This is a genomic window from Leptolyngbya sp. NIES-2104, from assembly GCF_001485215.1.
GTDB lineage: Bacteria > Cyanobacteriota > Cyanobacteriia > Leptolyngbyales > Leptolyngbyaceae > Leptolyngbya.
In genome coordinates, this window is sequence record NZ_BBWW01000003.1 from 1 (window position 1) to 21371 (window position 21371).

Below are 21371 nucleotides of genomic sequence, written 5' to 3' on the forward strand. Positions count from 1 at the left end.
CGCCGTTTGATTTAACCCGTTGAGCTTCCTCAACAGCTGTAATCTGCGACGCGATCTCGTGTAGGAAAGCCACGCCCACCTCCGATGGCAGACGGGTCGATCCTCATAGTTCATCCCAATTGTTGCAAGGCTTCATTCACCTCAATTAGCTCAAATGCCTCTGGATTGAATGCTCCACCCACCCACTCTCGCATCGATTCATGCTCTGGATGATTGGGATCGCTCAGCGTTTCTACTAACTCCGTATACCCCCAAGTCCCACCGCAGTCTTCGGGTGGACAGGCTCGCTTCCCGGTGACACAAACGCTATGACGAGGAAGGTCAGCGGCAGGCAGAATTTTTTCAATCAAGAGTTCATGCTCCCAACTGTCTCCCATATCGTAGGTGTAGCGAAACTTGAATTTTTCGCCAGCCACAACTCGGTTCAGCTTCATTTTGCGCTCATTCTTCACTTCCCAATCATATTCTGGAGCGGGTTCACCGTACTCCTCACCCTGAATAAGAAACACGTGCAGATGAGAGTTTGTCCAACCCATTGCGGTTTGAATGATCTCATGGAGATCGCCTAACGTGATGTCGCTGCGAACTTGTACACGTCGCCAGATGGGAGGGCGCAACTCTAGCAGCGTGATCTTAATTTGATAAAGGCTGACAGAAGCTGAGGATTTCCGAGCGGGCATGGTTGTAAGCCTCTGAGTTCTAATCTCCTAGATTAGTTCACCCGGAAACGCTCAGATGCGGATGCTAACAAAATGCGATCGAGCTTCACTCAATGTAACCTCTCAAATTGTTCCGCTGATTTCAGCGATCACTGCCGGGTAAGCGACAATTCACAAATATTTTGCAGTTCCCGTTGAGCCGTGGCACGAATTTCAGGGGGAATGTGGGCATTGATACGATCGATCACATTGGTCAGTCGGTCTTTGAGTAGAACATCACCGAAGCTTTGACGTTCAGGAGCGCGCTTCAGGCTTGATGTCAAAGTTTCCTTCAGGGCGATTAGAGACTGCTCAGACCTCCCAAGGGTTGACGATCTCAATGCCGCAGTTTGAAAAATCATCGACATTCCGAGTTGCAATTGCAGCTTGATGGGTGCGGCAGATGGCAGCGATTTGAGCATCCGACTGAGAGATCGGTCTGCCTCGTCTTCGGCGATCGCTGCTAATTGTGGCAAAGTGTTCGGCAGCTTGTGAGTCAAACAAAAGAATTTGATTGAGAAATTCTTGGTTAAACGCGGCTTGAGCGGCAGATTGAAGCCGTTGTTTTCGGTTGCCCTCTGGCAGAATGGCAATCCCGTACAAGATCTCAGCCTGGGTAATCGTGGTTGTGAATAAGCGCTCTCTAGGTTGTGCATCCGCCCACGATTTAACGGTCTGTGAGCCTTGAGGGTTCATCAATTCAGAGAGAACGTTGGTATCAAGAACGATCATTGTGGTTCTCAAAGTTGGGCGGCGTTCTCATGGGTTCTCTTAGAATTTCAGGAATCTCGAAGTCCTCAATGCCGGCAAAGTGCTGTTGGATTGCAGTGGCAAGACCCAGAGTAGCGTTCTGAGGAGATTCTGGAGTGAGGACGCTGGCAAGGATCACAGCGATTTCGTCTTCGATCGTGCGTCCGTTTTGGCTGGCGCGTTGTTGCAGTCGCTCTGTGAGCTGTGAATCGAGTTGGCTGAGTGTGATTTGGGTCATGGCAGTCGATTCAGGTTGGGTGGATGGCTCGATTATAAAGGCTATTGAGTGATACGGAGTTTGCCACTCATGAACTGAGGCAAAAGCACGTCGCGGGTTTGGGTCAGGGACGGATGCGTTGAAAGCTAAGAGCAATGAATTTTTCAAGCGGTTCGAGAATCGTAAAGAACTTATCTTGAGATCCATCAATTTTGAGTAAAACTATCCTGAGTCAGAGTGCAATCTGACTCAACTCCTGTGTCAGAAGCTTACTTTATCGGTTCCGGGTGTCCTCACACAGTCGCTGATACCAAGACTACAATTGTTGTAATGCGACGGGTCGAAGTGGATGATTGGTCTCTAGTTTGAGCAAGTCTGCGATCGCTTTTCGCTGCATTGACCCACGGCTCAGCAACCTTAACCATAGTGTTTCTAGCGTTTCTGGCAGTTCGCGAGTGCAGACAATTGTTGTACAGTACACTGGCGGTAGCTCGTAAAGACCTGCGATAGGGCGACAAGACACTGTTGCTCCCCATCCTTCCAGTTGTTGATTTGTCATCTGCGGAACGATCACGAGCAACCGTCGATCGCACTTTAACACTTCATCTTCGGACTCATCCTTGTTGTCGATTAGAGTTTCTTCATCGACCGGAATGATGCTGCTGTTTGGGCGCATCTATTAGTTGGGGGAGTACAACGAAAGCGATAAATTTTCATTAGAGAACAAAGAGTCAAATCGCTGATTCGTCCAAGCTAACCGGAGATGAAGCAGATGGTTGAATCCGTCTTCACTCCATCGCATCCCTGCTCCCTTAAAGCGCTGTTGAATCATCCATTTACAAGCACTCTCAACCATGCCACTGCCAATGGGCAAGCCCATCTGCTTAAAGGAGCGATACTGAATGTGGTCAAGGTGGAGCTTTAAGTAATCTCGCACTTGGCGCAAAATTGGTTTGGTTGCTTCGGCAGTATTCTTAGACTTGCTCAACCAGTCGAGTTCTTTAATAATACCTTTGCCGAATCCGTGGCGCAACCGATGACGTAAGCTAGCAAACCACTGCTGAGGCGTTCTGTGTGGATTGCCATCTTGATAGACGCTTGCTGCTTGCCACAAATGTTGTGCCGCATGATAGAAATCTAAAATACCAACAGCCCCAATCGGCGCAAAGCATTCGCGGTAGAGTCGCCAAAAGCCCCGTGCACCATCGGAGATCCAAACGACTTGTGAGGCTGTGATCATCCCCTGCTTGAGTGCTTCGAGTTGAAGACGAGGTTTTAAGTGATTAATGTCTCCGAGGCTTGCCACAACGCGCCTCTGGTGTAATTGCGTTCTCGTTGCCTCTGTTCTAGTCTGATAGTTGCCGAGACGAGCTAAGAGCGCGACTTTCACCTCTCGCCATACAATTTTGCCTTTCGGGGTCTTAGCCTGTGGGCGAAACGGGACTGTGACCCCATCAGCAGCAATCATCAAAGGCATCGTTAAGAGCGGTGCATCTAGCGTTTCTGTTTGAATTGGCTGTCCCTCGCCTAACTGCTGAAGTTGCAATTCCAAGTTTTCGTTAGCTTGTTGTCCAGCAGATTGCACCCAGTTCCAAATCGTATCATCACTGACTTGAATGCCACTCAACTGCTGAAGCATCCAAGCGGTAAGTTCAAAGGGCAAACATACTGCTAGCAAACATCCGAGTCGCATTAACTCGACTGATGTTTGTTGATAAGCATTAATGCCAAGAACCTGATCAAAAGGAGTACTCTGGCTGCCTCGACACCTACGAGGGCAGCGTCCAACTCGACGTTTCCACTCGACCCAACCAACTAAGGTAAGAATTCGGCGGTTGGCAAATCCTTTGCTCACCAATCGAGCTTGGCAGACAGGGCAAGCCTGCCATTCAACTGAAATAGCAGCTTGCTCCTGTAGTTGATGTTCTAGGATTGTTCTAGCTAACCAAATTCCCATTTGCCAAGCAACTAGCACCTGTTCAACCAATGTTACCTTAGCCTTGAGAATGTTGCATAACTGTTGCCAATCCGGGTCATCTGGCAGCAGTTGTTCAATTGAACCTTGCATAGAAGTCATTTTGATTGCTCCTAATCATTTAGATTGGTAGCGATGGATTTAGGCAACCTGAAAGGTTGTAATTTGCTCATCAACTTGGTTGTACTTCAATCAACTTAAGCCTATTAGAACTAGCTCTGGAAAAGAGCTAGAGAGATTGTTTGACCTGACATTGATTAATGATTCTCAGATGCCCCACGTCCCCAACATTCGCGCTCCGCCACATCGGGCATGAACGTAGCGTTGACTGCGAATTGGTCATACACTCGTTGGTAAATGCGCCACTGAGCATCGGTCTTGCGTAGACTGTCAATCACAACGGCATGTCCAATGATTCGGGGTAGGCTAGAGTCTTCGCGCCCTTAGGTGTTGAATAACTCTATACTGATCAGGTAGCTCGCCGCCTCCGCCTCATTATCGCCAACTCGCCGTGTCACGATGTTGAGTGCGTGATGCCGTTTCCCATCGAAACCAACTGAGAATTTCTGAAGAAAAGCGATGAATGCCTCCAACCCTTCCGTGTTGCCTGCTGGATGAATCTGTACAAAATCTTCAGTGCAAATTTGGTGTAGCGCGTCGTAATCGCGTGTGTCTTCGACCAGGTACACTCTTGTAACCAATTCGTGAATTTCAATTCGGTCTGCGGCATCTAGAGGTGTCGCACTCAACGGCTTGACAAATCGGTCTGGAATATTAGTGCGTTCGTGCATGACAAGTTTACTCCTGTATTATCAGTAGGGTTAATCTAAGTACAGGACAAAAATTGTAGAACTTGCATAAACTCGCTCATCTTTTCATTCAAGTTGAGTACAATGTGACGGAGATGATCGAAGCCATAGCGAAAGATACTTTTGGCTTTGCGACCATGCTCTTTGAGCTTGAGCGGTGTGTGTTGATGCAACCACTCTCCAACTAAGAACGCCCAGCACAAGGCTAATGAGAGCAGCGCGAGTAGCTTGCTCAATCGCTCGGCATCGGTCAGGTGGGTCGATTCCAAGCAGAAGCCACGGGTCTTGAAAATGCCGAATAGCGTTTCAATTGCCCAACGCTTGGCGTAATCGGCAATCGCAGACTTGGGAGCGCTTTGAGTGGCAACGACAAGGAGTTCGCCATCGGCTAAACGGGTTGCCGCAATGTAAACCCAATGTCCCCACAGACGACGCTTGTGCCGCAGAATCTTCGTCTGACCGATTTGCACATCAGCAAAGAGAGTCCGAACCTTGCGACTGATGCGACCATCACTAAGCTTGTGATTTTCGCGAATCCGAATGCGAAATCGGGTGAGGGGGTCTTGCAAGAGATAGCCAAACCAAGCTTTGCCGATAAACTCTCGGTCTGCGGTGAGACAGGCAACTTCGCGATCTCCAAAGCGTTCAAGAAACTGATTGAACAGTTCCATGCGTTCAGTACTGTTTGAGTTGCCTCGCTTATCGAGACAACACCAGACCAATGGAAATGCGACTCCGTCATGGACGACTCCCAGCATCAGGATGTTGAACACACAAGTGCCAAACTGCCAATCGGTTCGGTCTATCGATAGCACCCACGGTTCTGGAATTGCCATCAGGGCGACAACGGCTTGGGCGATCTCGACATAGTCCATCTCGTAGTCTCGAAAAAACCGTTGCAGTCGCTTGTAATGAGAATCTGTCTGAGTCTTGCCACTGAAGGCAGTTGAGAGTTCGCTAAAGTTGACAGTCTTGACCCGAAACAACGCAATCAGAAAGGCGGCAACAAAGCTCAATCTTGCACCGTGCCAAGCGAGGTGGGGACGCAATTTTTCTCGAAGTGCAGTAACCCGATTCATAGGGGTTTCGTGTTTTGGAATGTGGTAATTCTCATGAAATCCCGCCCCGTCAACTATTTGCAAGTTTTTGTCCCGTACTTAGGAATTCTCCATACAACGAGTTGCACAATTTTTCGAGATGCTTCGCAGAATTCCTGCAAAAGATATTCTATTAGAAAATTTGCTTTGCAGAATTCTGAGGGATCGCTGCATAAAGAGATTATAGAAGAACCCACTAAACAAATAGGAGGTGTTGCTAGGTCTCAAATGTCTATTACTAGAAACTCACGGAGTATCAGTCACAGTCCTAGAAGTACGCGATCGCACTGTTGGTCGCGTTCATACTCTAGACGACGTTCCTGTCACCGAAGGGGGAGAACAGGGATTTAATGAGTTGCTTGCAAATGCCCGTGAAGTCGGTAAATCAGCACCGAAGTTCTGGCGCGCGTCAGCTCGTAAAGTGCATTCCTGACCTGGGTATTTTACGAATTCATTAGAATAGGCATTTCGGCACTTATTGTTCAAAAACTGTGTCTAAATCATAAAGCAGCGTTGAACTTCAAATTAATTATCAGGGTATTTTTCATTCTGCAATACTTTCACGTTAGCAAATCTTTTACAAGAAGACAAAAAATGAAACAACAACAGGGATCGACGAATCCCAAAGCAAATCGGCGAATGCGGGTCGGGGCAATGACAAAAGTGATGCTGGTTGGTGCGATCGCGCTTGTCTGTATTAATCGAGCTGTTGCAGGAAGTGAAGCCAACCCAGTATCCGCACACCTGCGGCAACCGTCAGCAGAAGCTAAGCAAGATTTGGGCGTTGCGGGTCAGGAGCAGAAAGCTGATGGCGTGAAATTGCAAAATAGCTGGAATTCTGCTTCTGTGTATGTCCTCGGCTTTAGCCCAGATGGACAAATTATCGCCTCTGGGGGTGAGATGAATGGCACCGTCAAACTGTGGAATCGAGACGGCACATTGATCAAGACGCTGAAGGGACATACTTGGGCTGTGAAAAGTATTAGCTTCAGCCCGGATGGACAAACACTCGCCTCTGCAAGTGAGGATGATACGATCAAACTGTGGAATCGAGACGGCACAGTGATTAAGACGTTGAAAGGACATACTGACGCTGTGAGAAGTGTCAGCTTCAGCCCGGATGGACAAATACTCGCCTCTGGAGGCGATGATGAGGATAATACGATCAAGCTGTGGAAGCGAGACGGCACACTAATTAAGACATTGAAGGGACATACTCAAGGGTTGAGAAGTGTCAGCTTCAGCCCAGATGGACAAACACTCGCCTCTGGAAGTCAAGATAGCACGATCAAGTTGTGGAAGCGCGATGGCACACTGATCACTACGATCGACAACCGCGTAGATGCTGTAGAGGGTGACAACGTTCGTTTGGCTCGTGTGTTCAGTGTGAGCTTCAGCCCGGACGGACAGATTATCGCCTCTGGGAGTAATGGGGGTGCGGTCAAGCTATGGAAGCGAGACGGAACGCTGATTACTGCACTAAAGGCACACAAGAGTTTGGTGACTAATGTGAGTTTCAGTCCGAATGGACAAATCTTCGCCTCCAGTTCTACAGATAGCGCCATCAAGCTATGGAGGCGAGACGGAACGCTGATCACCACGCTGAGTCCAGTCAGTTTTATTGTATCGGGTCTAAGTTTCAGCCCAAATGGAGAATTTCTCGCCTCTGGTAGTAATTTCGCTGAGTCGTTTGGTGAACGATCGGTTAATCTGTGGGATTTGAGCGGGATTAGGTTGCAAAGATAACGGAATGAGCGGAGCTAATTTTCTGCTAACTCGATCTAAAGAGCTTCTCAAAATACTTTAATCAAAAGCTTTGAAAGCAGTGAGAAAAGACGATGTGGGCTGTTTTGCTCCGCTGCTTCGTCGTCCCTTCTACGAACTGAACAATGCTAGAATTGCACCCTTTACGTGCTTGTTTGCAAAGAACAAATCGTTAACGATTCAAGCCAAAACGCTTGCCAAATTGTCGAACGATTGGCTATTTCAGACCTTCGCCCGAAGAAGTTCCGAAGCTTGCAGATAGAGAGTATGTACCTTGAGTAAGACAATGAGCCTCGTTCAGTTTGCTAACCTGATTGAATTCTGCTGCAACCGGAGAAAGTGATGTCAATTCAAACCGCAACATTGACCTGGGAGCAATTATTAGAACTTGCTCAAAGTCATACTGCTGCGCGACGGGTTCGTAGACCTGGACAATTACCGTCTACTGTACCGATTCCAAGCAGCTTGTCTCAACTACCTCCAGGAACTTCCCCGCCTGTTGTGTTCTATCGTGACGCGAATTCTTGGTGTCCGTTCTGTGAGCGGGTATGGTTTGCGCTAGAAGAAAAGAAAATTCCGTTTTCCACTGAATTTATTGACTTAAATCACAAGCCGAAATGGTACACCGACCTCGTTCCATCAGGGCTTGTTCCCGCTATTGAAATCAGTGACACGATCGTATGTGAATCAAAAGACATCCTGCTGGCGTTAGAGTCACAGTTTCAAGATTCACCCCTGCTGCCAATTGATCCCGAAGAAAACAGCGTTGCATATCAGATGATCGAAGATGCTGAAACGAACGGAGCAAAAGAACTCGGCTACAAATTCATGATGGGAATGAGCGATGATTCTACAGGCGCACAAGCGGCTTTTGAAGCAAAGCTAGACGACCTAGAGCAAGCTTTAGCAAACTATCCGGGTTCCTACTTTCTGAGTACCTTTAGCTTGGTAGACATTTTGTATGCTCCGCATCTTGATCGACTTGCGGCAGGTCTACCTGTGTATCGAAACTATCACATCAAAGGCAATCCCCGCTTTCCCAATCTCAATGCTTGGTTTGCTACCTTAGATCAACGTTCTGCTTTTCAACGGGTCAAAACAGATGCAACGACATTTAATCTTGTTCTGCGTCGGATTTGGGGCATTGAGTCGATCGCACCGCCATTACCAATCGATTCGATGGAAAGTGAAGTGATGCACTACCGGGCAGAAGCAGCAGAACGATTAAGCGACAATCGCGAAGCTGCGATCGCCGATATTTTTAAGAATTCTGGCGTACAAGCGCTAGAGGGTGATGCTCCGATTGTAAAAAACGCGATCGAGGCACATCTCAAGCTGCTGGCAGCCTATTTGCTCGATCGCAATACTTTGCTACCGTGGGGGCGAGTCGGGGGAAAAGAAAACTTTGATTCAGTTGCGGCGGCTGTCGGTGCAATTACACTTGCTTATGTGAGAAATCGAATTTGTGCGCCGCGTGATATGAGTGCAGGCGCAGCTACCGCATTTCGATCAAGTGTCGATCATCTGTTGACAGCAATCTATTAGAAATATTAAATCAGCGATCAATTAGGAACATTCAACCGATTGAAGCTGTTGGGTAAGCCATGTATTCTTAGACTAGCAACGGGAGAATTGTTCAATGGATGTGCAGATTCGATCAATGAAGCAAGAAGATGTCGAAACCTGTGGGTTAATCTGTTACAACGCTTTCAAACATAGTGCTGAGCGCCACAATTTTCCTCCCGATCATCCGTCTCCAGCGTTCAGCATTCAGTTAGCACAATCTTACTTCGCGAACCCTCAGATTTTTAGCATTGTTGCCGAACATGACGGCAAAATTATCGGCTCTAATTACCTAACGGAATATGATGTAGTTCGAGCCGTCGGACCGCTGACGATCGACACGACGGTTCAGTCAGAAGGCGCAGGTAGACAATTGATGCAAGCTGTAGTGGAGCGTGGCACCGAAGCGAACAGCATTCGTTTGGTTCAAGATGCTTTCGATCAAGCTTCGCTTTCGCTTTATACTTCGCTGGGGTTCAATGTGAAAGAGCCATTGGTTGTGATTGAAGGCACCATTAAAGCTGATGCTCCGACTAACATTGAGATTCGTTCGCTCCGAGAACAAGACTTAGCCGAGTGCGCCGAATTATGCCGCAGCGTGCATGGGGTTGATCGCACCGGAGATCTCAAGAACGCACCATCTCTGACCGCTTTTGTGGCGGTGCGCGACGATCGCATTGTTGCTTATGCTTCAGCCCCGCATTTTTGGGCATCGAATCACGCGGTTGCTCAGTCAGGAGCAGACATGCAGGCTTTGTTAGCGGGTGTGGGAAATCAAAGTAGCGACCGTCCCCTCTCGTTGCTACTGCCGACACGCCAATCCAATCTATTTCGATGGTGCTTGAACCAGGGGATGCGCGTTGTTAAGCCAGCAACACTAATGGCAATGGGCAAATACCAAGAACCTGACGGTTGCTATCTCCCCTCCGTGGGGTACTAAAGTCTGTCGTTGTAGGGGGTAAGTCTGCCTCTCAATAGTGGGTGTAGAACCGCGCAATGGTAAAAGAAGCAACACCTTCGGTGAGGCTTCCATCTGAGGCAGCAGAGCGATGTTGACTTGTTCAACGTTACGATAGTCTCCAGATAGATGTTGTTAGTTAAAGCTCAAGGCTGTCAGTATTTGAGAGAAGTCAAGACTTCGTTGTAGGGAATGACACCTGCAACGGCATGGGTGATCTGTTGGGCAACGCGCGGGTTTCGTTTCATTAACCAAATGAGCAGGTAATTCATCGAGGAAAGTTTTCTGAAGGCTTTGATGCGTAGAGCCGCACGCAGATCTGCTTCAAAGTGAGATTCATAAAGATACTGCCAATTCTCTGCGATCGCACTAGGGGTATTGCTCATATTCACGGCTTGCGCGGCGTGAAAGCCACTGAGTACCGCATTTGCAATTCCCTCACCCGTTAATGGATCAGTCAAATTCGCCGCATCGCCAATTCTAAGAACTTTTCCATCAGCAACTCGATTTCCCTTCTTGGCAGTGGCTAGAGGAAAGACCTTTGGCGGTTGTTGGCTCACTGCCTGACTCAGCATCTGTCGGGTTGTTTCATTATTGTGGATAAACTGCTTGAAGAGTTGAATAATGTTTGTCTTGAGTCTGGAGTATTCGTCTAACCAAACGCCAACTCCAACATTCAATCTGATCAGATCATGCTGTGTAGAAACGGGAAAAATCCAACCATAGCCATTCACTCCTAGGCTGCGATCGAAATGAATTTGGGCTTCAATCAACGCGGTTTGGGATAGATCTTGCCGCTTTAGAACCCAATAAGCGCGAATCGCGATGGCATTCACTTCCCCCGCAGAAACGCCACGAGCATCAACAATCGTATCAAACGCATCATACAACCCTTGATGATGCCAATCATTTCTGCGAACACTCTGAGTGATAAAACTACATCCTGCGCCGATCGCTTTCTCGTATAAGAGTTGATCAAACACAAATCTAGGAATACAGTAGGCTTCTAGCTGGGTCATCTCACTATGAGAAATTTGATTTGAGATCCCCAAAAGAAAGCGATCGATTGGCGCGTACTCTGAAGCTAATTTTCTAATGTCTTGCGGATAAATTCCCATCATCGACACTGCCTGTATCGACTCAATGCTGATGCCATCGCCGCATACCTTGTCTCTGGGAAAACAGTTCTTGTCCATGAGCGTGACCTCATGCCCACTTTTTGCCAAGTGGTACCCTGCTGAACACCCGGCTGGACCTGCACCCACGATCGCAATTTTAGGCATTATTCAATCTCAGTCAGTTAGGAGTATACGGTTTCAGAAGAAGGTGACTAGCCATTCAGAAGGTCGAACGTTTCGATACAGATTGAACATTCTGCTGCCTCTTTACCTGAAACCCGTTAAAAAGTAACAGAAGAAATGGCTAGAACCTAGGTTAGATTAGGCATAGAAGTTTCCAGCAGAAGTGCAAAAATGCTCGCTAAAACAACAAGCTTGCTAAGCGAATGCTACAAAATGGTGATGACTAGAAACTCCATCTTAAGGAGTAAACATAGATTAAGCATCGTGATTGTTAAACCTCCTCTGGTTGGAATCAGCGCAGGTATTTTGCAAGGCAAAAAGCTGTTGATTGAAACTTTAAACGTTGGCGTATTTGCGAACGCGATTGTTTCCGCTTGGCTGAAACGTAAAAGCAAGCAGCCTGATCAGTTAGATCAATAAGCACGAATCATTCACTTGCAGAGAGATATTTTGAGAGAACAGTGCTATCAAGCGGTTCTTGCAATACATTGTGCTGACCAATCAAGCGACCTAACACTGTGATAGCAGCGGTATGGCTTTCTTGATCTCCATTAGAGGCTGAGTAATACGTTAAGACGCAAGGACGGATGAGCTGTTCAAACAAATCAACAGCCGTTAGCATAACACAGCAATCTATATCAATCCCACAGACAAACACAGTATCAATCTTACTATGCTTTAGGAAAGCAATTGTTTCTTGATTAATGCTGCTGTAAGTGTATTTATCAAAAACCACTTCAGCAAAAGGCTGGAGAGAACTAACCAAATTTCTCTCTTCTTCAGAGATGAGGTGTTGCCAGTTCAAAAAATTGACCCAAGGACTACCACCAGTATTCAAAAACCTTGTAAATACTACATAATCAAAGAGAGATTGCTTTAGTAAAGTCTCGATGCGCTCAACAACGTATTTAGTGTTTTGACTAACGAAGCCAGTCTGGACATCGATCACAAAAAGGCATGACTTCATCTCTTGCATCTCCGAGAAATATCTTTAATAGATTGATGCCAACACTTTGTCTGCGGCGGCTCGAAATGCGGTTGCTGCACCTGCACTCATATCACGCGGCGCACAGATGCGATTTCTTACATAGGCAAGCGTGACAGCTCCCACCGCAGACGAAAACGGGTCAAGCTTGTCTCTGCCACCCACCTGACCCCAAGGTAATAGCATTTGATCGCTCTGTTGGCAAAAAGGACACCAAGAATTTGCATCGCGATAAAGTAAAACAGGCGTTGGAGTTTCTGGAGAAAGCTTGTGCAAGCTACTGGGAATAGGGGCAGTCGAAGGCAATTGTTCAGGTCTGCGCACTCGTCGAGCAGGAGTATTGTTTTGAGCAAGTTCTAAGATCTGATCCCAACTCAATGAAGTGTTCTGAACTGACATCATTCACTCCGTTTCTAACAATGTTCACATCATACTCATTTCCTGATCCTATAACTATCTCAAGTTTAAATAGGTTCGTAACTTCTTCGGGCGAAGGGGCTGATGATGTTCAGATATCGTTTTGTTACGCTCGACTTACGCCGAGCTTCAAAGAATTTAGCCTATCGATAAGCCTGGAAAGCATTCAGGTGAGCAATGCTCAAGGATTAGGGAGCATAGGGCTTTCGTTTGGTACGAGATTTCTCCAAGCAGTTTTTACTTGTTGGAGCGATGCTTTTGGTATAGAGAACCTGCTCGCTGCATAAAGAGATTACAGAAATACCCATTAGAGCAATAGGGAAGCTTTGCAAATTTCACGAACTTCTTCCGGCTCGTTGTCCAAAGAAATTCTGAAATTTTCCAACCGCTTTCGTTGAGTCCTGAAAGTAGAAAGTTCGTCAACCAGAACCGTCGAAGTTTGAATCAAAGCATTATGTCTACAAACCGTTGGAATCGCCGCGAATTTCTTTGGCAGTCCAGTCAATCTGCCCTCGGTCTACTCGTTTTGGGTCGTGCTGCTGAGCGCGTTGTTGCAGCTCAGCGTCAGCCGACCACAGTGCTAGTTTTGGGAGCTGGATTGTCGGGGTTACGAACTGCATCCTTATTAGAAGCACAAGGATTAAAGGTCACGGTTCTAGAAGCACGCGATCGCGTTGGCGGTCGCGTTCATACCTTAGATAACATAGTCGGAAAACCCGAAGCGGGAGGACAGGGATTTAGCGAAAAATATCAACGATTGCTTGCCCTAGCGAATCGCTTGCAAGTTCCTGTCAAAACGAGAAACAGGGTAGATCAAAAGACGCTGCTACAAGTTCGAGGACAGACCGTGTTGCCCCAGGACTGGGCAAAATCTTCCGCGAATCGCTTAGCCGAGCCTGAGCGCCAGTTACTTCCTGCACAGTTGCTGTCCCATTACCTCCGACCCCACAACCCACTCAAAGACGCGATCGCGTGGACAAACTCACGCTATGCAAGTTTGGATGTTTCTCTAGTAGACTACCTCCGCACTCAAGGAGCTTCCGCAGAAGCACTTCGGTTAATGCCCTTTAATTCTAGTTCGTTGCTCAATGACTTAGAAACGACCTCCGCGCTGTTTGCTCTACGCAATGATCAGCGCTCACAGATTCGCGCTCGACAACCGATGCAGATTCAAGGTGGAAATAGCCGTCTTCCAGAAGCGATCGCAGCTTCTCTTAAATCTCCGGTTCAACTTAAAAAAGTGGTGGTGTCATTGCAGTCTCGCGATACTGAGGTCGAAGTTCACTGTGCTGATGGTTCAAAATTTCGGGCAGACTTCGCAGTCGTCACTCTACCATTTTCAGTCTTACGTCAGATTGAGATTAGCCCTCCGCTACAAGGGGCACAAGCTGAGGCAGTTCAAACCCTGCCCTATACCGCAGTGACCCAAATTCACCTGAAGGTACGCCAGCCATTTTGGGAGCAAGATGGGTATCCGCCCATGATGTGGACGGATTCAACGCTATCAACTGTGATGCCCCATCGGGATGATCAAGGACGGCTGCAAAGTCTGGTTTGCTGGGCGAATGGAAGTCAAGCTCAACGGTTAGATGCTATGAGTGCTTCGGCATTAGCTCAATTTGTGCAATCAGAACTGAAGAAAATCCGTCCGTCAATGGAAGGCAAGGTTGAGTTAAATCGAATTGTATCCTGGGGGCGTGATCCTTACGCACGAGGCGCTTACTCGTACTTTGCACCCGGACAGGTTCGCCGCTTTCAAGCACAGATGGCAAAGCCCTGGAAACGGATTCATTTTGCGGGTGAACATACCGCGATCGCATCCCCAGGACTAGAGTCGGCACTAGAATCGGCTGAACGTGTCGCAATTGAAATTCTGGCGCTGGTAAAACCGCGATCGTGAAATGCTGGTAGTTCGCTAATTCATCAGCATCCACTTTATGGCTCTTAATTTTTATGACTTTCATCCTGCAAAAACTGCGTCTAAATAAAGCTCGTTGCAAAAGAATTTTGCTGGGTTTAGTTTTTGGTAGCACGGGTCTTGGTTTTGCCTTAGCAATCGACCTTTTGCTTGCAAAAACGAACTACTCGCTTACCCTGTTGTATCAAGCGGCGAGTGCTGGAATCTGTGTGCGATCACCCGCTCCTTCCTGTGGTTCGACTGCGACACCAACACCACCGACTGCAAAGCTTGGAACAACTGGGATGGTGGTGAGCGAACAACGGGAAGCAACCCAAGCTGGAATCGACATTCTCAACCAGGGCGGAAACGCGATCGATGCGGCGGTCGGTGTAGGGTATGCGCTTGCGGCAACCTATCCCTGCTGTGGCAATCTGGGCGGCGGTGGGTTTATGCTAATTCGGTTTGCAGATGGTCGCAGCCGATTTGTAGATTTTCGGGAGATAGCACCCGGTGCAGCAACCCCAACGGTGTATTTAGACGCTCAAGGAAAAGTGATTAAGGGACTGAGTACGAAAGGCTATCTTGCAGTTGGTGTTCCGGGAACGGTGAAGGGACTAGATTATGCTCTAGCGACTTATGGTAGTCGCGATCGCAAACAGGTGATGGCTCTGGCAATCACTCTTGCTGAGCAAGGATTTGTTCTACAATCGGCTGATGCAGAGTTATTGCAAGGGTTCACGCAGACTTTCAAAGCGCAGCCGAATGTTGCAGCGATCTTTCTCAAGAACGGCAAGCCTTATCAGTCAGGCGAGCGACTTGTGCAATCGAATTTAGCGCGATCGACCCAGTAACCAAAACAATGTATGGACTCCACGACTCACGCAAACCCACAGGATCAGTAATGGTTCAACCGTAATCAACAGTCTGTGTAAAAGGTCTTCAACCATACATTTCAATTTCTGTGCCATCGCAGTCCTAGCTTGTCTTTTCCTTAATCGATGATTTCAAGGTGAAAAATTCGTTCTTTTGAGCAATTACTGCATAAATGTCTACTCGAAATACCCACTCAGTAAATAGAGGAGAATTGTTGAACTTCAGTGGTGTTCTAGACCTATGGATTGCATAGCAAAACAGAACTCCTTAACCGTCTCAGTTTTCATCGATTTTCAAATAAGCTATCTTGGTGAAAGATAGCTTAGGTTAACTCAAGAGATTTTGCATTCTACACAGCTTTTACGTCAGTAATTTTTTAATTAAACCAAAATGAAACGACAACAGAGATCAACAAACCACAAAGCGCATAAGCAGACACGAGTCAAGGTAACTGCAAAGATGATGTTAATCGGAGCGGTCATGCTTGTATGTGCCGGAGGCAGCGCAGCAGGATTTACGGCTTGGCAAAGTTCAAAAGGGATGACTGCTAATCTTGATTCGCTCCGCGAAGTTCCGAAGGATCGATCAGTTGGATCGCTTGAAACAGTTCGCCCAAAGCCCGAACCCTTGGCAGCCACTGAACAAAATTTGTGAGGAGATGTTGTCAAATGTGGTGTACGGGAGAATTAAGCCGCATCTTTTTTTCGATTTAAACGATCGCGCTCATCACTGCGAATTCCATCGGTAAATTTCACGCCTTCAATCAGCTCCGCTAATCGATTAAACTTCTGAATTCGCAACCATCGCTTCTGAGCCGACTGCACTAACTTGAAAACTAACAACAAGATGCTAGATTGAGAGACGCAACCCCTAGTTTTATCAGTTCTCAAGCGTACGGTGGCAAAGGTGGATTCAATTGGATTGCTGGTACGAATGTGCATCCAATGTTCTGCCGGAAAGTGGTAGAACGCAAGCATTGCTTCCCGATTTTTACTCAAGCATTCGACAGCCTTCGGGTACTTGACCGCATAGGTTTCGATGAAGCGGTCAAAGGCAATTTCTGCGTCTGCTTTGGTGGCAGCCAGATAGATATCTTTGAGTGCTGTCTTCGCCTGCGGTTGTTGTGAACTCGGCAACGTGTTGAGGACATTGGCAGTTTTATGCACCCAGCACCGTTGCACCTGAGTTTGCGGGAACACTTGACGCAATGCTTTCCAAAATCCTAATGCTCCATCGCCAATCGCCAGTTCTGGAGCCTCTTTCAGTCCTTGGTCTTTCAGGCGCAACAACAGACTTTTCCAGTTCAACTCAGCTTCGCGAAATCCGATTTCTAGTCCCAGCAGTTCCTCATGTCCGGTGTCGCTTACCCCAATCAACACCAAGATACACTGTCGGTCATCTTCGGCTCGAATATTAAAGTACACTCCATCTGCCCAAACGTACACGTACCGCTTTTCTTTGAGACTGCGGTTCTGCCAGTCTTGATTCATCTACTTGGCACAAATATCGGCTTAAAAGCCAATTAAACTAGGGAGATTGCACTAAGGAATCGTTGAACAGCAATGCTTTAGAAAACTGCTGCATCTGAGCAACAGTTTTCGAGCGGCTGTTCTGAGTGCGCTCTTTCAGTCGGTTAGGGCACTCCTGCTGAATCTGCGCCAGTGTCTCAGTTCGCCGAGTTCGTTGAATCAAGGTTGCCCCGTCTGGTTGCCAAGCCGCTTCAAAAGTCATGCCGCTCTGAGGTGTACGTTTCTGAATCCCCAGACGGTCATAGATATCGATCGCAGTTCCATCTTGGGTATGCCCTTTACCAGTGCCGCAGTAGTCTGCTCGAACCATGCGGGTACAAGCTTGATGAAACGCTCGTAGCGATCGTCCTTGAACCGTCTTCCAAGGTTTATAGCCCCATCGGACACACTTCGCTAACGCGCCACTGGTGCAGCCAAATGTGATTTTTCCATCATCTAGGTGTGCGCCCGTCTCATCCCAACTACCCGATAGCGGAATTGCTTTAGCCACCTGGTCACGATCGGGTTGGCACAGGTTGCGCCACTGCAAAGAAGTTGGGTCTTGATAGAGTACGGTGTAGAGATACGTTTCTCGCTCTGGGTCTTGAGCATCTAGCGTTACCTCGCTGATTTTGAGCTTGAGCGATCGTTGAAGCGAGTTGCTGCTTGCATCAACACCCGCAGTCTCTAAAACGGTTCCTTCTGCATCTTTGCCTTTGATCGTGTATTCAGTTTGAATGGCAGTAGATGGATGAGTCGGGCTGGCAGAACGAAGCGATTTAACGGCAGGTAGTGCGATCGCGATCGCACTACCAAACAGCAGGAAAAAGAATTGCTTTTGCATTGTCTCAATGCGTCCCTCTGAGAATGATGAGTTTGTGTTGGGACGCTGCATGGAACGCCCCAATCGTGTCTACCTCCTGCGAAAATTTAACGAACTGTGCGCTGCAAATGGAACATCAATTGACTGCCTTCTAGACTGATTTGCTGGACAGGTACACCATTCAACGCAGCGGTTGTCACTGTAGACTGAGTTGATTTTGTTCCATGCGTCGAAAATCCATTAAAACTCAAGCCGTTAAAACTCATCCCGTTGAGAGTTATTCCATTAAAACTCAAGCCGTTGAAAGATGTTCCGTTAATAGATACTCCATTAAAACTCAAGCCGTTAATAGATACTCCATTAAAACTCAAGCCGTTGAGAGATGCTCCATTAAGCCTCATCCCGTTGAGAGCTACTCCGTTCGTCACGGTTCGAGCTTCTGCAACGGTATTCACAGAAGCAATTGTCAAACACAGACCAGTCATCAAAGCAAATCGGTGAAACATGCGATATCTCCTTATAAAGTAAATTAGTATCAGTTGTGTTCAGCCCTGCAAGTCATCAAATCAAGGAAAATTGCAGACGAAATCCTATCCTGCTCGTTTTAGAGCAGTGCAAACTAAAACAGTCTGCCTGTGACAATTTCAGCGATCGTTTAGTACCGATTAAGCATCAGGTAAGCAATCAAAAGCGCGATCAATCTATGCTTGAACCCCTACTCTTATTTTGCTGACACAAACAGACCGTGAAATTCTAGGGGAATGTGATGAGGCAAATAAGCACGACCTAGCTCTCGAAAGGAACTGGCATCCAACACCAGTAAAAAAGATTTCTGCTCAACCGCATCCAGAACGACACTCAGAATGACCCCATCATCTTCAGTCTTGGCATGGGGAGCAGCGACGAAGACGGGTTCACCAGGATAAGTATCCGATTCAAACCACGCTGTCGTGCTGCTGTTCTGGATATCAATTTTAACTAACTGACCGACTAAAGTTGACCAGTTTTGATTGTGGCTGACGGCATAAGCATAGCGGTAGTGCCGTGAACTACAGCGATCGTGATTGATGCAAGCCATTTCGATCCGCTGATCTGACAATCGTTCATAATCAACAGTGCTAGAGCGAGAAGCACGTCGAAGGGGTAAACGATAGTGTCTATACTCTGCTAAGGGATGATCCTCAGATCGCGTTGCGGCTCGTAAGGGTTCTAGATAGGATTTATACATCAAATCTGGTTGAGCAGAAGCGGCAATATCGATCGCAATTTCATCACCCTGTTCATAAGCATTAATGTGATGAAACGCGAAGAACGCCTCGCTTTTGAAACGAGCGACTTGCTTGCCGCTATGCTTGTTGACGACCAGAAAATTGGTTCCGCGCTGGGGTTTCCATCGTAAACACTGCATCGGTGCTTTACCATCCAGGATTGCTGCCTTTGTGTCAATGACTAGGGGGAACTCCACCAGAATAATGAAGTTTTCAGTTAAGGCAAAACTGTGCATATAGCACGCTTCGCGCACGGGAATTCTGGCGATCAGGCGGCGTTTGCTGCTCGTTGCCTTGACGCGGTAGAGATTGTAGGTATTGATCAGACCGAAGCAAGTTAGGTAATTGATGTATTCCTGGTTTTGGTAGTCATACTGAGGATGACCACAGGAGAGATGTCCTAGTAGGTTGTCATCAAAATAGAAAGCTCCTTGAGTTTCGAGGGTGACTGGATCGAACACTGTAGGGACAGGTTGCTCGGTTAGAGCCATAAATTTCTCAGCGAGGCAAAGAATACTAACATTGGTGTTATAGGTCTGTCCCGTCCGATAACCAATTGTCTCCAAAAGCATCTTGCAAAGACGACTAGCTAGAGAGGTTGGTCGAACCATTTCAAAGCCGGAGCTAAGCTGTCCGGTAGACATCATTTGGGTGTAGGGAGAAGTGCGTAGAAAGCGATTGCGATAGGCAATTCGACCTTCGCGAAAGGAATAGCGATGAATCATCGCCTGTCCGTCGAACCAGTGATTGTAGCTAGCCTCACTCATCTCGAATTTAGCAGGACCATTGCGGAATAGAGCACCATTTAGCCAGCGAGGGATTTCTCCTTTCACGGGCAGATCGTCGATTTCGACCTCAGAGTCAAGACTGCTGAATGCTAGTTTCACCCCAGTTTGAGTCGGAGAGATTGAAGAAAGCATAGGATAAGAACCTTGGTAAACAATTATCTAGAAGCGCAGAGCTAATAATCTTTGCGCTGAGATGCTCATCGAAGCGATCGCTTCGTCGTCCACTAAAAGCAACCTTTATCAGCAAACGTCAGAGGCAGCCGATTTCGTGATTTGGCGGACGGTAGGCGTTACGGATGTTGTTGGAAACTCGATCAGCATCGTTGGTCACGCCTGCGACGGCAAACACGGGCATCGTTCCTTCTCCACCACAAAAACCTTGACTGGGCAGCGGAACGCAAGTGACGAAGACTAAAGTATCTCCTACATTCGGCGAATACCCGCTTACAAACGTATTATCACTGTGATTGCTATTAACTTGGGGAATTCCTGCCCGCTTCAATGTGTTGGCGATTCCTGCTTTACAGTCATGTCGATCGTATTTTGTTGATGCACCGTAGAACATCGTGGTTCGAGGTGCAGCCGAAACTGGAGCTTGAAACAGCGCAAACTCTAAACTCAGTATCAATGCGATCGCGAAAATCGCTCGAATCCGCTTGAAAAACACTGACACCGCTTTGTCCTCCTGAAAAATATGGTGAATGCTACCGTTCTTCACGATTAAGGTTGGTTTAATATGCGTCACACTTGGCGAAATCATCGTGCAGAAGAGCAACTCCTGTTTTGGTCAGTTAGACTGATGACAATTCAATCACCAAAGTTTGCTCCTCTGCGTCACTTTTTAGGGTCACTCAGCGTGGTCTCTAGTTCTTCAACACCTAAACAGAGGATGTTGTGAACTCGCTACCCGCTTAGCAACCTCCCGAAGGAGTCGGTTTCGGGGTCGCCCACCAAATTCCTGCCCAAGTGATGTAGATTCGGATGCCATTATCGTTGGCAATTGCTTTTAACGCTCCAACAATCAAGGCAATTACAGTTGCAGCGATTCCGCCGATTCCCATCGACGCAAGGATGCCTGCGGCGGCTCCGCCTGCACTTGCAAGCCAATTGACCGCAGTTCGGTTGAAGCTGATTCGGACTCCCCACCAGTATTTTTTTCGCCACCACTGCCATCCACAGCCTTGGGCAACAAGTGAGTTGAGATCGCTGCTCATGGTTCGCTCAGCATCAGTCTCCGGAGCCAACAGTGAAGCATCCGCAGGAGCCTTTGTCACGACACCTTGATGTTCTTCTTCTGGCTCATCGGGCAGCGGAACAAATCGTTGGTTGGTGCCCCGTCGTAGTTTGATCGCTCCGGCTTGCAATTGGCGTTGATAGCCGCCAAGGAGTTGCTGTACGACTTGTTCTTCATCAGAAGACAATTCAACTCCAGCACTTCTAGCGACCTGTCCCGTCGCCGGATCAAATGAGAATGCTTGATTTAGATTGTCGAAAGCTGCTTCAACTTCAGCCGGGGCGACTTTTCCGAATCTAGAAAGCGAGATTGGTTGATTCGGCTCTGCTGCCTTCAGCGCTTGTAATAGAGATTGAGTGGACTGGGGTAAACGATTTAACGTTGGCATTGTTACTTCTCCTTTTGTTGTTGATTGAGTAACGAATCGACCTTAACCAGCGATC

General features: G+C 47.5%; 24 protein-coding genes and 1 pseudogene. 7 read left to right on the forward strand and 18 right to left on the reverse strand.

Annotated features, from left to right (window positions below; genetic code table 11):
* Window positions 1-110: 110 nt before the first annotated feature.
* The 9 genes from NIES2104_RS28790 to NIES2104_RS28820 form a co-directional block, all read right to left on the reverse strand.
* A complete protein-coding gene (locus NIES2104_RS28790; RefSeq protein ID WP_059002380.1) occupies window positions 111-680 on the reverse strand; it encodes a plasmid pRiA4b ORF-3 family protein in 570 nt (189 codons plus the stop codon).
* Between the two features lie 128 nt (window positions 681-808).
* Window positions 809-982, reverse strand: a complete 174-nt coding sequence (locus tag NIES2104_RS32055; RefSeq protein WP_156427141.1) for a hypothetical protein — start codon at window positions 980-982, stop codon at window positions 809-811.
* 28 nt (window positions 983-1010) lie between these two features.
* A complete protein-coding gene (locus NIES2104_RS28795; RefSeq protein WP_059002381.1) occupies window positions 1011-1430 on the reverse strand; it encodes a type II toxin-antitoxin system VapC family toxin in 420 nt (139 codons plus the stop codon).
* Window positions 1417-1686 (reverse strand): hypothetical protein, encoded by a 270-nt coding sequence (locus NIES2104_RS28800; RefSeq protein WP_059002382.1) that lies wholly within the window; start codon window positions 1684-1686, stop codon window positions 1417-1419. Before NIES2104_RS28800 ends, NIES2104_RS28795 begins: the two co-directional genes overlap by 14 nt.
* 295 nt (window positions 1687-1981) lie before the next feature.
* Window positions 1982-2341 carry a hypothetical protein gene (locus tag NIES2104_RS28805; RefSeq protein ID WP_059002383.1) on the reverse strand — a complete coding sequence of 120 codons (360 nt, stop codon included), beginning with the start codon at window positions 2339-2341 and terminating at the stop codon, window positions 1982-1984.
* 3 nt (window positions 2342-2344) lie between these two features.
* Window positions 2345-3733: an ISKra4 family transposase gene (locus NIES2104_RS31410; RefSeq protein WP_082690173.1), complete on the reverse strand. Its 1389-nt coding sequence runs from the start codon at window positions 3731-3733 to the stop codon at window positions 2345-2347.
* Window positions 3734-3897: 164 nt separating this feature from the next.
* The gene (locus tag NIES2104_RS32060; protein WP_156427143.1) at window positions 3898-4038 is read right to left on the reverse strand and encodes a hypothetical protein; all 141 of its coding nucleotides are present in this window, start codon (window positions 4036-4038) and stop codon (window positions 3898-3900) included.
* A 45-nt stretch (window positions 4039-4083) separates the two neighbouring features.
* Window positions 4084-4431 (reverse strand): nuclear transport factor 2 family protein, encoded by a 348-nt coding sequence (locus NIES2104_RS28815; protein ID WP_059002384.1) that lies wholly within the window; start codon window positions 4429-4431, stop codon window positions 4084-4086.
* A gap of 35 nt (window positions 4432-4466) precedes the next feature.
* Window positions 4467-5528 carry an IS4 family transposase gene (locus tag NIES2104_RS28820; RefSeq protein WP_059002385.1) on the reverse strand — a complete coding sequence of 354 codons (1062 nt, stop codon included), beginning with the start codon at window positions 5526-5528 and terminating at the stop codon, window positions 4467-4469.
* Between the two features lie 612 nt (window positions 5529-6140).
* Here NIES2104_RS28820 and NIES2104_RS28830 point away from each other — a divergent pair.
* The 3 genes from NIES2104_RS28830 to NIES2104_RS28845 all read left to right on the forward strand — a co-directional run bounded on the left by NIES2104_RS28830 (window position 6141) and on the right by NIES2104_RS28845 (window position 9813).
* Entirely contained in the window at window positions 6141-7292 is a 1152-nt protein-coding gene (locus NIES2104_RS28830) for a WD40 repeat domain-containing protein (RefSeq protein WP_059002387.1), read from the forward strand.
* 360 nt (window positions 7293-7652) lie between these two features.
* Window positions 7653-8855, forward strand: coding sequence for a glutathione S-transferase family protein (locus tag NIES2104_RS28840; protein ID WP_059002389.1), 1203 nt, complete (start codon window positions 7653-7655; stop codon window positions 8853-8855).
* A 94-nt stretch (window positions 8856-8949) separates the two neighbouring features.
* Window positions 8950-9813 (forward strand): GNAT family N-acetyltransferase, encoded by an 864-nt coding sequence (locus NIES2104_RS28845; protein ID WP_059002390.1) that lies wholly within the window; start codon window positions 8950-8952, stop codon window positions 9811-9813.
* A gap of 173 nt (window positions 9814-9986) precedes the next feature.
* On the opposite strand, the gene NIES2104_RS28850 is transcribed toward NIES2104_RS28845, so the two are convergent.
* A complete protein-coding gene (locus tag NIES2104_RS28850; protein WP_059002391.1) occupies window positions 9987-11114 on the reverse strand; it encodes an NAD(P)/FAD-dependent oxidoreductase in 1128 nt (375 codons plus the stop codon).
* Between the two features lie 189 nt (window positions 11115-11303).
* Between NIES2104_RS28850 and NIES2104_RS32065 the strand changes: the two genes are divergently transcribed.
* A complete protein-coding gene (locus NIES2104_RS32065) occupies window positions 11304-11552 on the forward strand; it encodes a hypothetical protein (RefSeq protein ID WP_156427144.1) in 249 nt (82 codons plus the stop codon).
* A gap of 7 nt (window positions 11553-11559) precedes the next feature.
* On the opposite strand, the gene NIES2104_RS28855 is transcribed toward NIES2104_RS32065, so the two are convergent.
* Both NIES2104_RS28855 and NIES2104_RS28860 read right to left on the reverse strand, forming a co-directional pair.
* Entirely contained in the window at window positions 11560-12108 is a 549-nt protein-coding gene (locus NIES2104_RS28855) for a cysteine hydrolase family protein (RefSeq protein WP_059002392.1), read from the reverse strand.
* A gap of 15 nt (window positions 12109-12123) precedes the next feature.
* Window positions 12124-12516 carry a hypothetical protein gene (locus NIES2104_RS28860; protein ID WP_059002393.1) on the reverse strand — a complete coding sequence of 131 codons (393 nt, stop codon included), beginning with the start codon at window positions 12514-12516 and terminating at the stop codon, window positions 12124-12126.
* A 472-nt stretch (window positions 12517-12988) separates the two neighbouring features.
* On the opposite strand from NIES2104_RS28860, the gene NIES2104_RS28865 reads away from it, so the two are divergent.
* The 3 genes from NIES2104_RS28865 to NIES2104_RS28875 all read left to right on the forward strand — a co-directional run bounded on the left by NIES2104_RS28865 (window position 12989) and on the right by NIES2104_RS28875 (window position 15961).
* A complete protein-coding gene (locus tag NIES2104_RS28865) occupies window positions 12989-14434 on the forward strand; it encodes an NAD(P)/FAD-dependent oxidoreductase (RefSeq protein ID WP_059002394.1) in 1446 nt (481 codons plus the stop codon).
* A gap of 107 nt (window positions 14435-14541) precedes the next feature.
* Window positions 14542-15285, forward strand: coding sequence for a gamma-glutamyltransferase (locus tag NIES2104_RS28870; RefSeq protein ID WP_202815237.1), 744 nt, complete (start codon window positions 14542-14544; stop codon window positions 15283-15285).
* Window positions 15286-15766: 481 nt separating this feature from the next.
* Window positions 15767-15961 carry a hypothetical protein gene (locus NIES2104_RS28875; RefSeq protein WP_059002396.1) on the forward strand — a complete coding sequence of 65 codons (195 nt, stop codon included), beginning with the start codon at window positions 15767-15769 and terminating at the stop codon, window positions 15959-15961.
* Window positions 15962-15993: 32 nt separating this feature from the next.
* Here the strand turns inward: NIES2104_RS28875 and NIES2104_RS28880 are convergent.
* From NIES2104_RS28880 to NIES2104_RS28905, 6 genes and pseudogenes are all read right to left on the reverse strand, one after another.
* Window positions 15994-16794: pseudogene (locus NIES2104_RS28880) on the reverse strand (IS256 family transposase); the annotation flags it as partial.
* A 40-nt stretch (window positions 16795-16834) separates the two neighbouring features.
* Window positions 16835-17710 (reverse strand): ADYC domain-containing protein, encoded by an 876-nt coding sequence (locus NIES2104_RS28885; protein WP_156427146.1) that lies wholly within the window; start codon window positions 17708-17710, stop codon window positions 16835-16837.
* Window positions 17711-17745: 35 nt separating this feature from the next.
* Window positions 17746-18144 carry a hypothetical protein gene (locus NIES2104_RS28890; protein WP_059002398.1) on the reverse strand — a complete coding sequence of 133 codons (399 nt, stop codon included), beginning with the start codon at window positions 18142-18144 and terminating at the stop codon, window positions 17746-17748.
* A 215-nt stretch (window positions 18145-18359) separates the two neighbouring features.
* Window positions 18360-19826, reverse strand: coding sequence for a carotenoid oxygenase family protein (locus tag NIES2104_RS28895; protein ID WP_059002399.1), 1467 nt, complete (start codon window positions 19824-19826; stop codon window positions 18360-18362).
* A gap of 118 nt (window positions 19827-19944) precedes the next feature.
* The gene (locus NIES2104_RS28900) at window positions 19945-20454 is read right to left on the reverse strand and encodes a hypothetical protein (protein WP_059002400.1); all 510 of its coding nucleotides are present in this window, start codon (window positions 20452-20454) and stop codon (window positions 19945-19947) included.
* A 151-nt stretch (window positions 20455-20605) separates the two neighbouring features.
* Window positions 20606-21316, reverse strand: a complete 711-nt coding sequence (locus NIES2104_RS28905) for a hypothetical protein (RefSeq protein WP_059002401.1) — start codon at window positions 21314-21316, stop codon at window positions 20606-20608.
* Between the last annotated feature and the right edge of the window lie 55 nt (window positions 21317-21371).

Bases quoted from the DNA above. Each gene is read 5' to 3' on its own strand.
- NIES2104_RS28790 (WP_059002380.1), bottom strand. From the start codon at position 680: ATGCCCGCTCGGAAATCCTCAGCTTCTGTCAGCCTTTATCAAATTAAG.
- NIES2104_RS28795 (WP_059002381.1), bottom strand. From the start codon at position 1,430: ATGATCGTTCTTGATACCAACGTTCTCTCTGAATTGATGAACCCTCAA.
- NIES2104_RS28800 (WP_059002382.1), bottom strand. From the start codon at position 1,686: ATGACCCAAATCACACTCAGCCAACTCGATTCACAGCTCACAGAGCGA.
- NIES2104_RS28805 (WP_059002383.1), bottom strand. From the start codon at position 2,341: ATGCGCCCAAACAGCAGCATCATTCCGGTCGATGAAGAAACTCTAATC.
- NIES2104_RS31410 (WP_082690173.1), bottom strand. From the start codon at position 3,733: ATGCAAGGTTCAATTGAACAACTGCTGCCAGATGACCCGGATTGGCAA.
- NIES2104_RS28815 (WP_059002384.1), bottom strand. From the start codon at position 4,431: ATGCACGAACGCACTAATATTCCAGACCGATTTGTCAAGCCGTTGAGT.
- NIES2104_RS28820 (WP_059002385.1), bottom strand. From the start codon at position 5,528: ATGAATCGGGTTACTGCACTTCGAGAAAAATTGCGTCCCCACCTCGCT.
- NIES2104_RS28830 (WP_059002387.1), top strand. From the start codon at position 6,141: ATGAAACAACAACAGGGATCGACGAATCCCAAAGCAAATCGGCGAATG.
- NIES2104_RS28840 (WP_059002389.1), top strand. From the start codon at position 7,653: ATGTCAATTCAAACCGCAACATTGACCTGGGAGCAATTATTAGAACTT.
- NIES2104_RS28845 (WP_059002390.1), top strand. From the start codon at position 8,950: ATGGATGTGCAGATTCGATCAATGAAGCAAGAAGATGTCGAAACCTGT.
- NIES2104_RS28850 (WP_059002391.1), bottom strand. From the start codon at position 11,114: ATGCCTAAAATTGCGATCGTGGGTGCAGGTCCAGCCGGGTGTTCAGCA.
- NIES2104_RS32065 (WP_156427144.1), top strand. From the start codon at position 11,304: ATGCTCGCTAAAACAACAAGCTTGCTAAGCGAATGCTACAAAATGGTG.
- NIES2104_RS28855 (WP_059002392.1), bottom strand. From the start codon at position 12,108: ATGCAAGAGATGAAGTCATGCCTTTTTGTGATCGATGTCCAGACTGGC.
- NIES2104_RS28860 (WP_059002393.1), bottom strand. From the start codon at position 12,516: ATGTCAGTTCAGAACACTTCATTGAGTTGGGATCAGATCTTAGAACTT.
- NIES2104_RS28865 (WP_059002394.1), top strand. From the start codon at position 12,989: ATGTCTACAAACCGTTGGAATCGCCGCGAATTTCTTTGGCAGTCCAGT.
- NIES2104_RS28875 (WP_059002396.1), top strand. From the start codon at position 15,767: ATGATGTTAATCGGAGCGGTCATGCTTGTATGTGCCGGAGGCAGCGCA.
- NIES2104_RS28885 (WP_156427146.1), bottom strand. From the start codon at position 17,710: ATGCAGCGTCCCAACACAAACTCATCATTCTCAGAGGGACGCATTGAG.
- NIES2104_RS28890 (WP_059002398.1), bottom strand. From the start codon at position 18,144: ATGTTTCACCGATTTGCTTTGATGACTGGTCTGTGTTTGACAATTGCT.
- NIES2104_RS28895 (WP_059002399.1), bottom strand. From the start codon at position 19,826: ATGCTTTCTTCAATCTCTCCGACTCAAACTGGGGTGAAACTAGCATTC.
- NIES2104_RS28900 (WP_059002400.1), bottom strand. From the start codon at position 20,454: ATGATTTCGCCAAGTGTGACGCATATTAAACCAACCTTAATCGTGAAG.
- NIES2104_RS28905 (WP_059002401.1), bottom strand. From the start codon at position 21,316: ATGCCAACGTTAAATCGTTTACCCCAGTCCACTCAATCTCTATTACAA.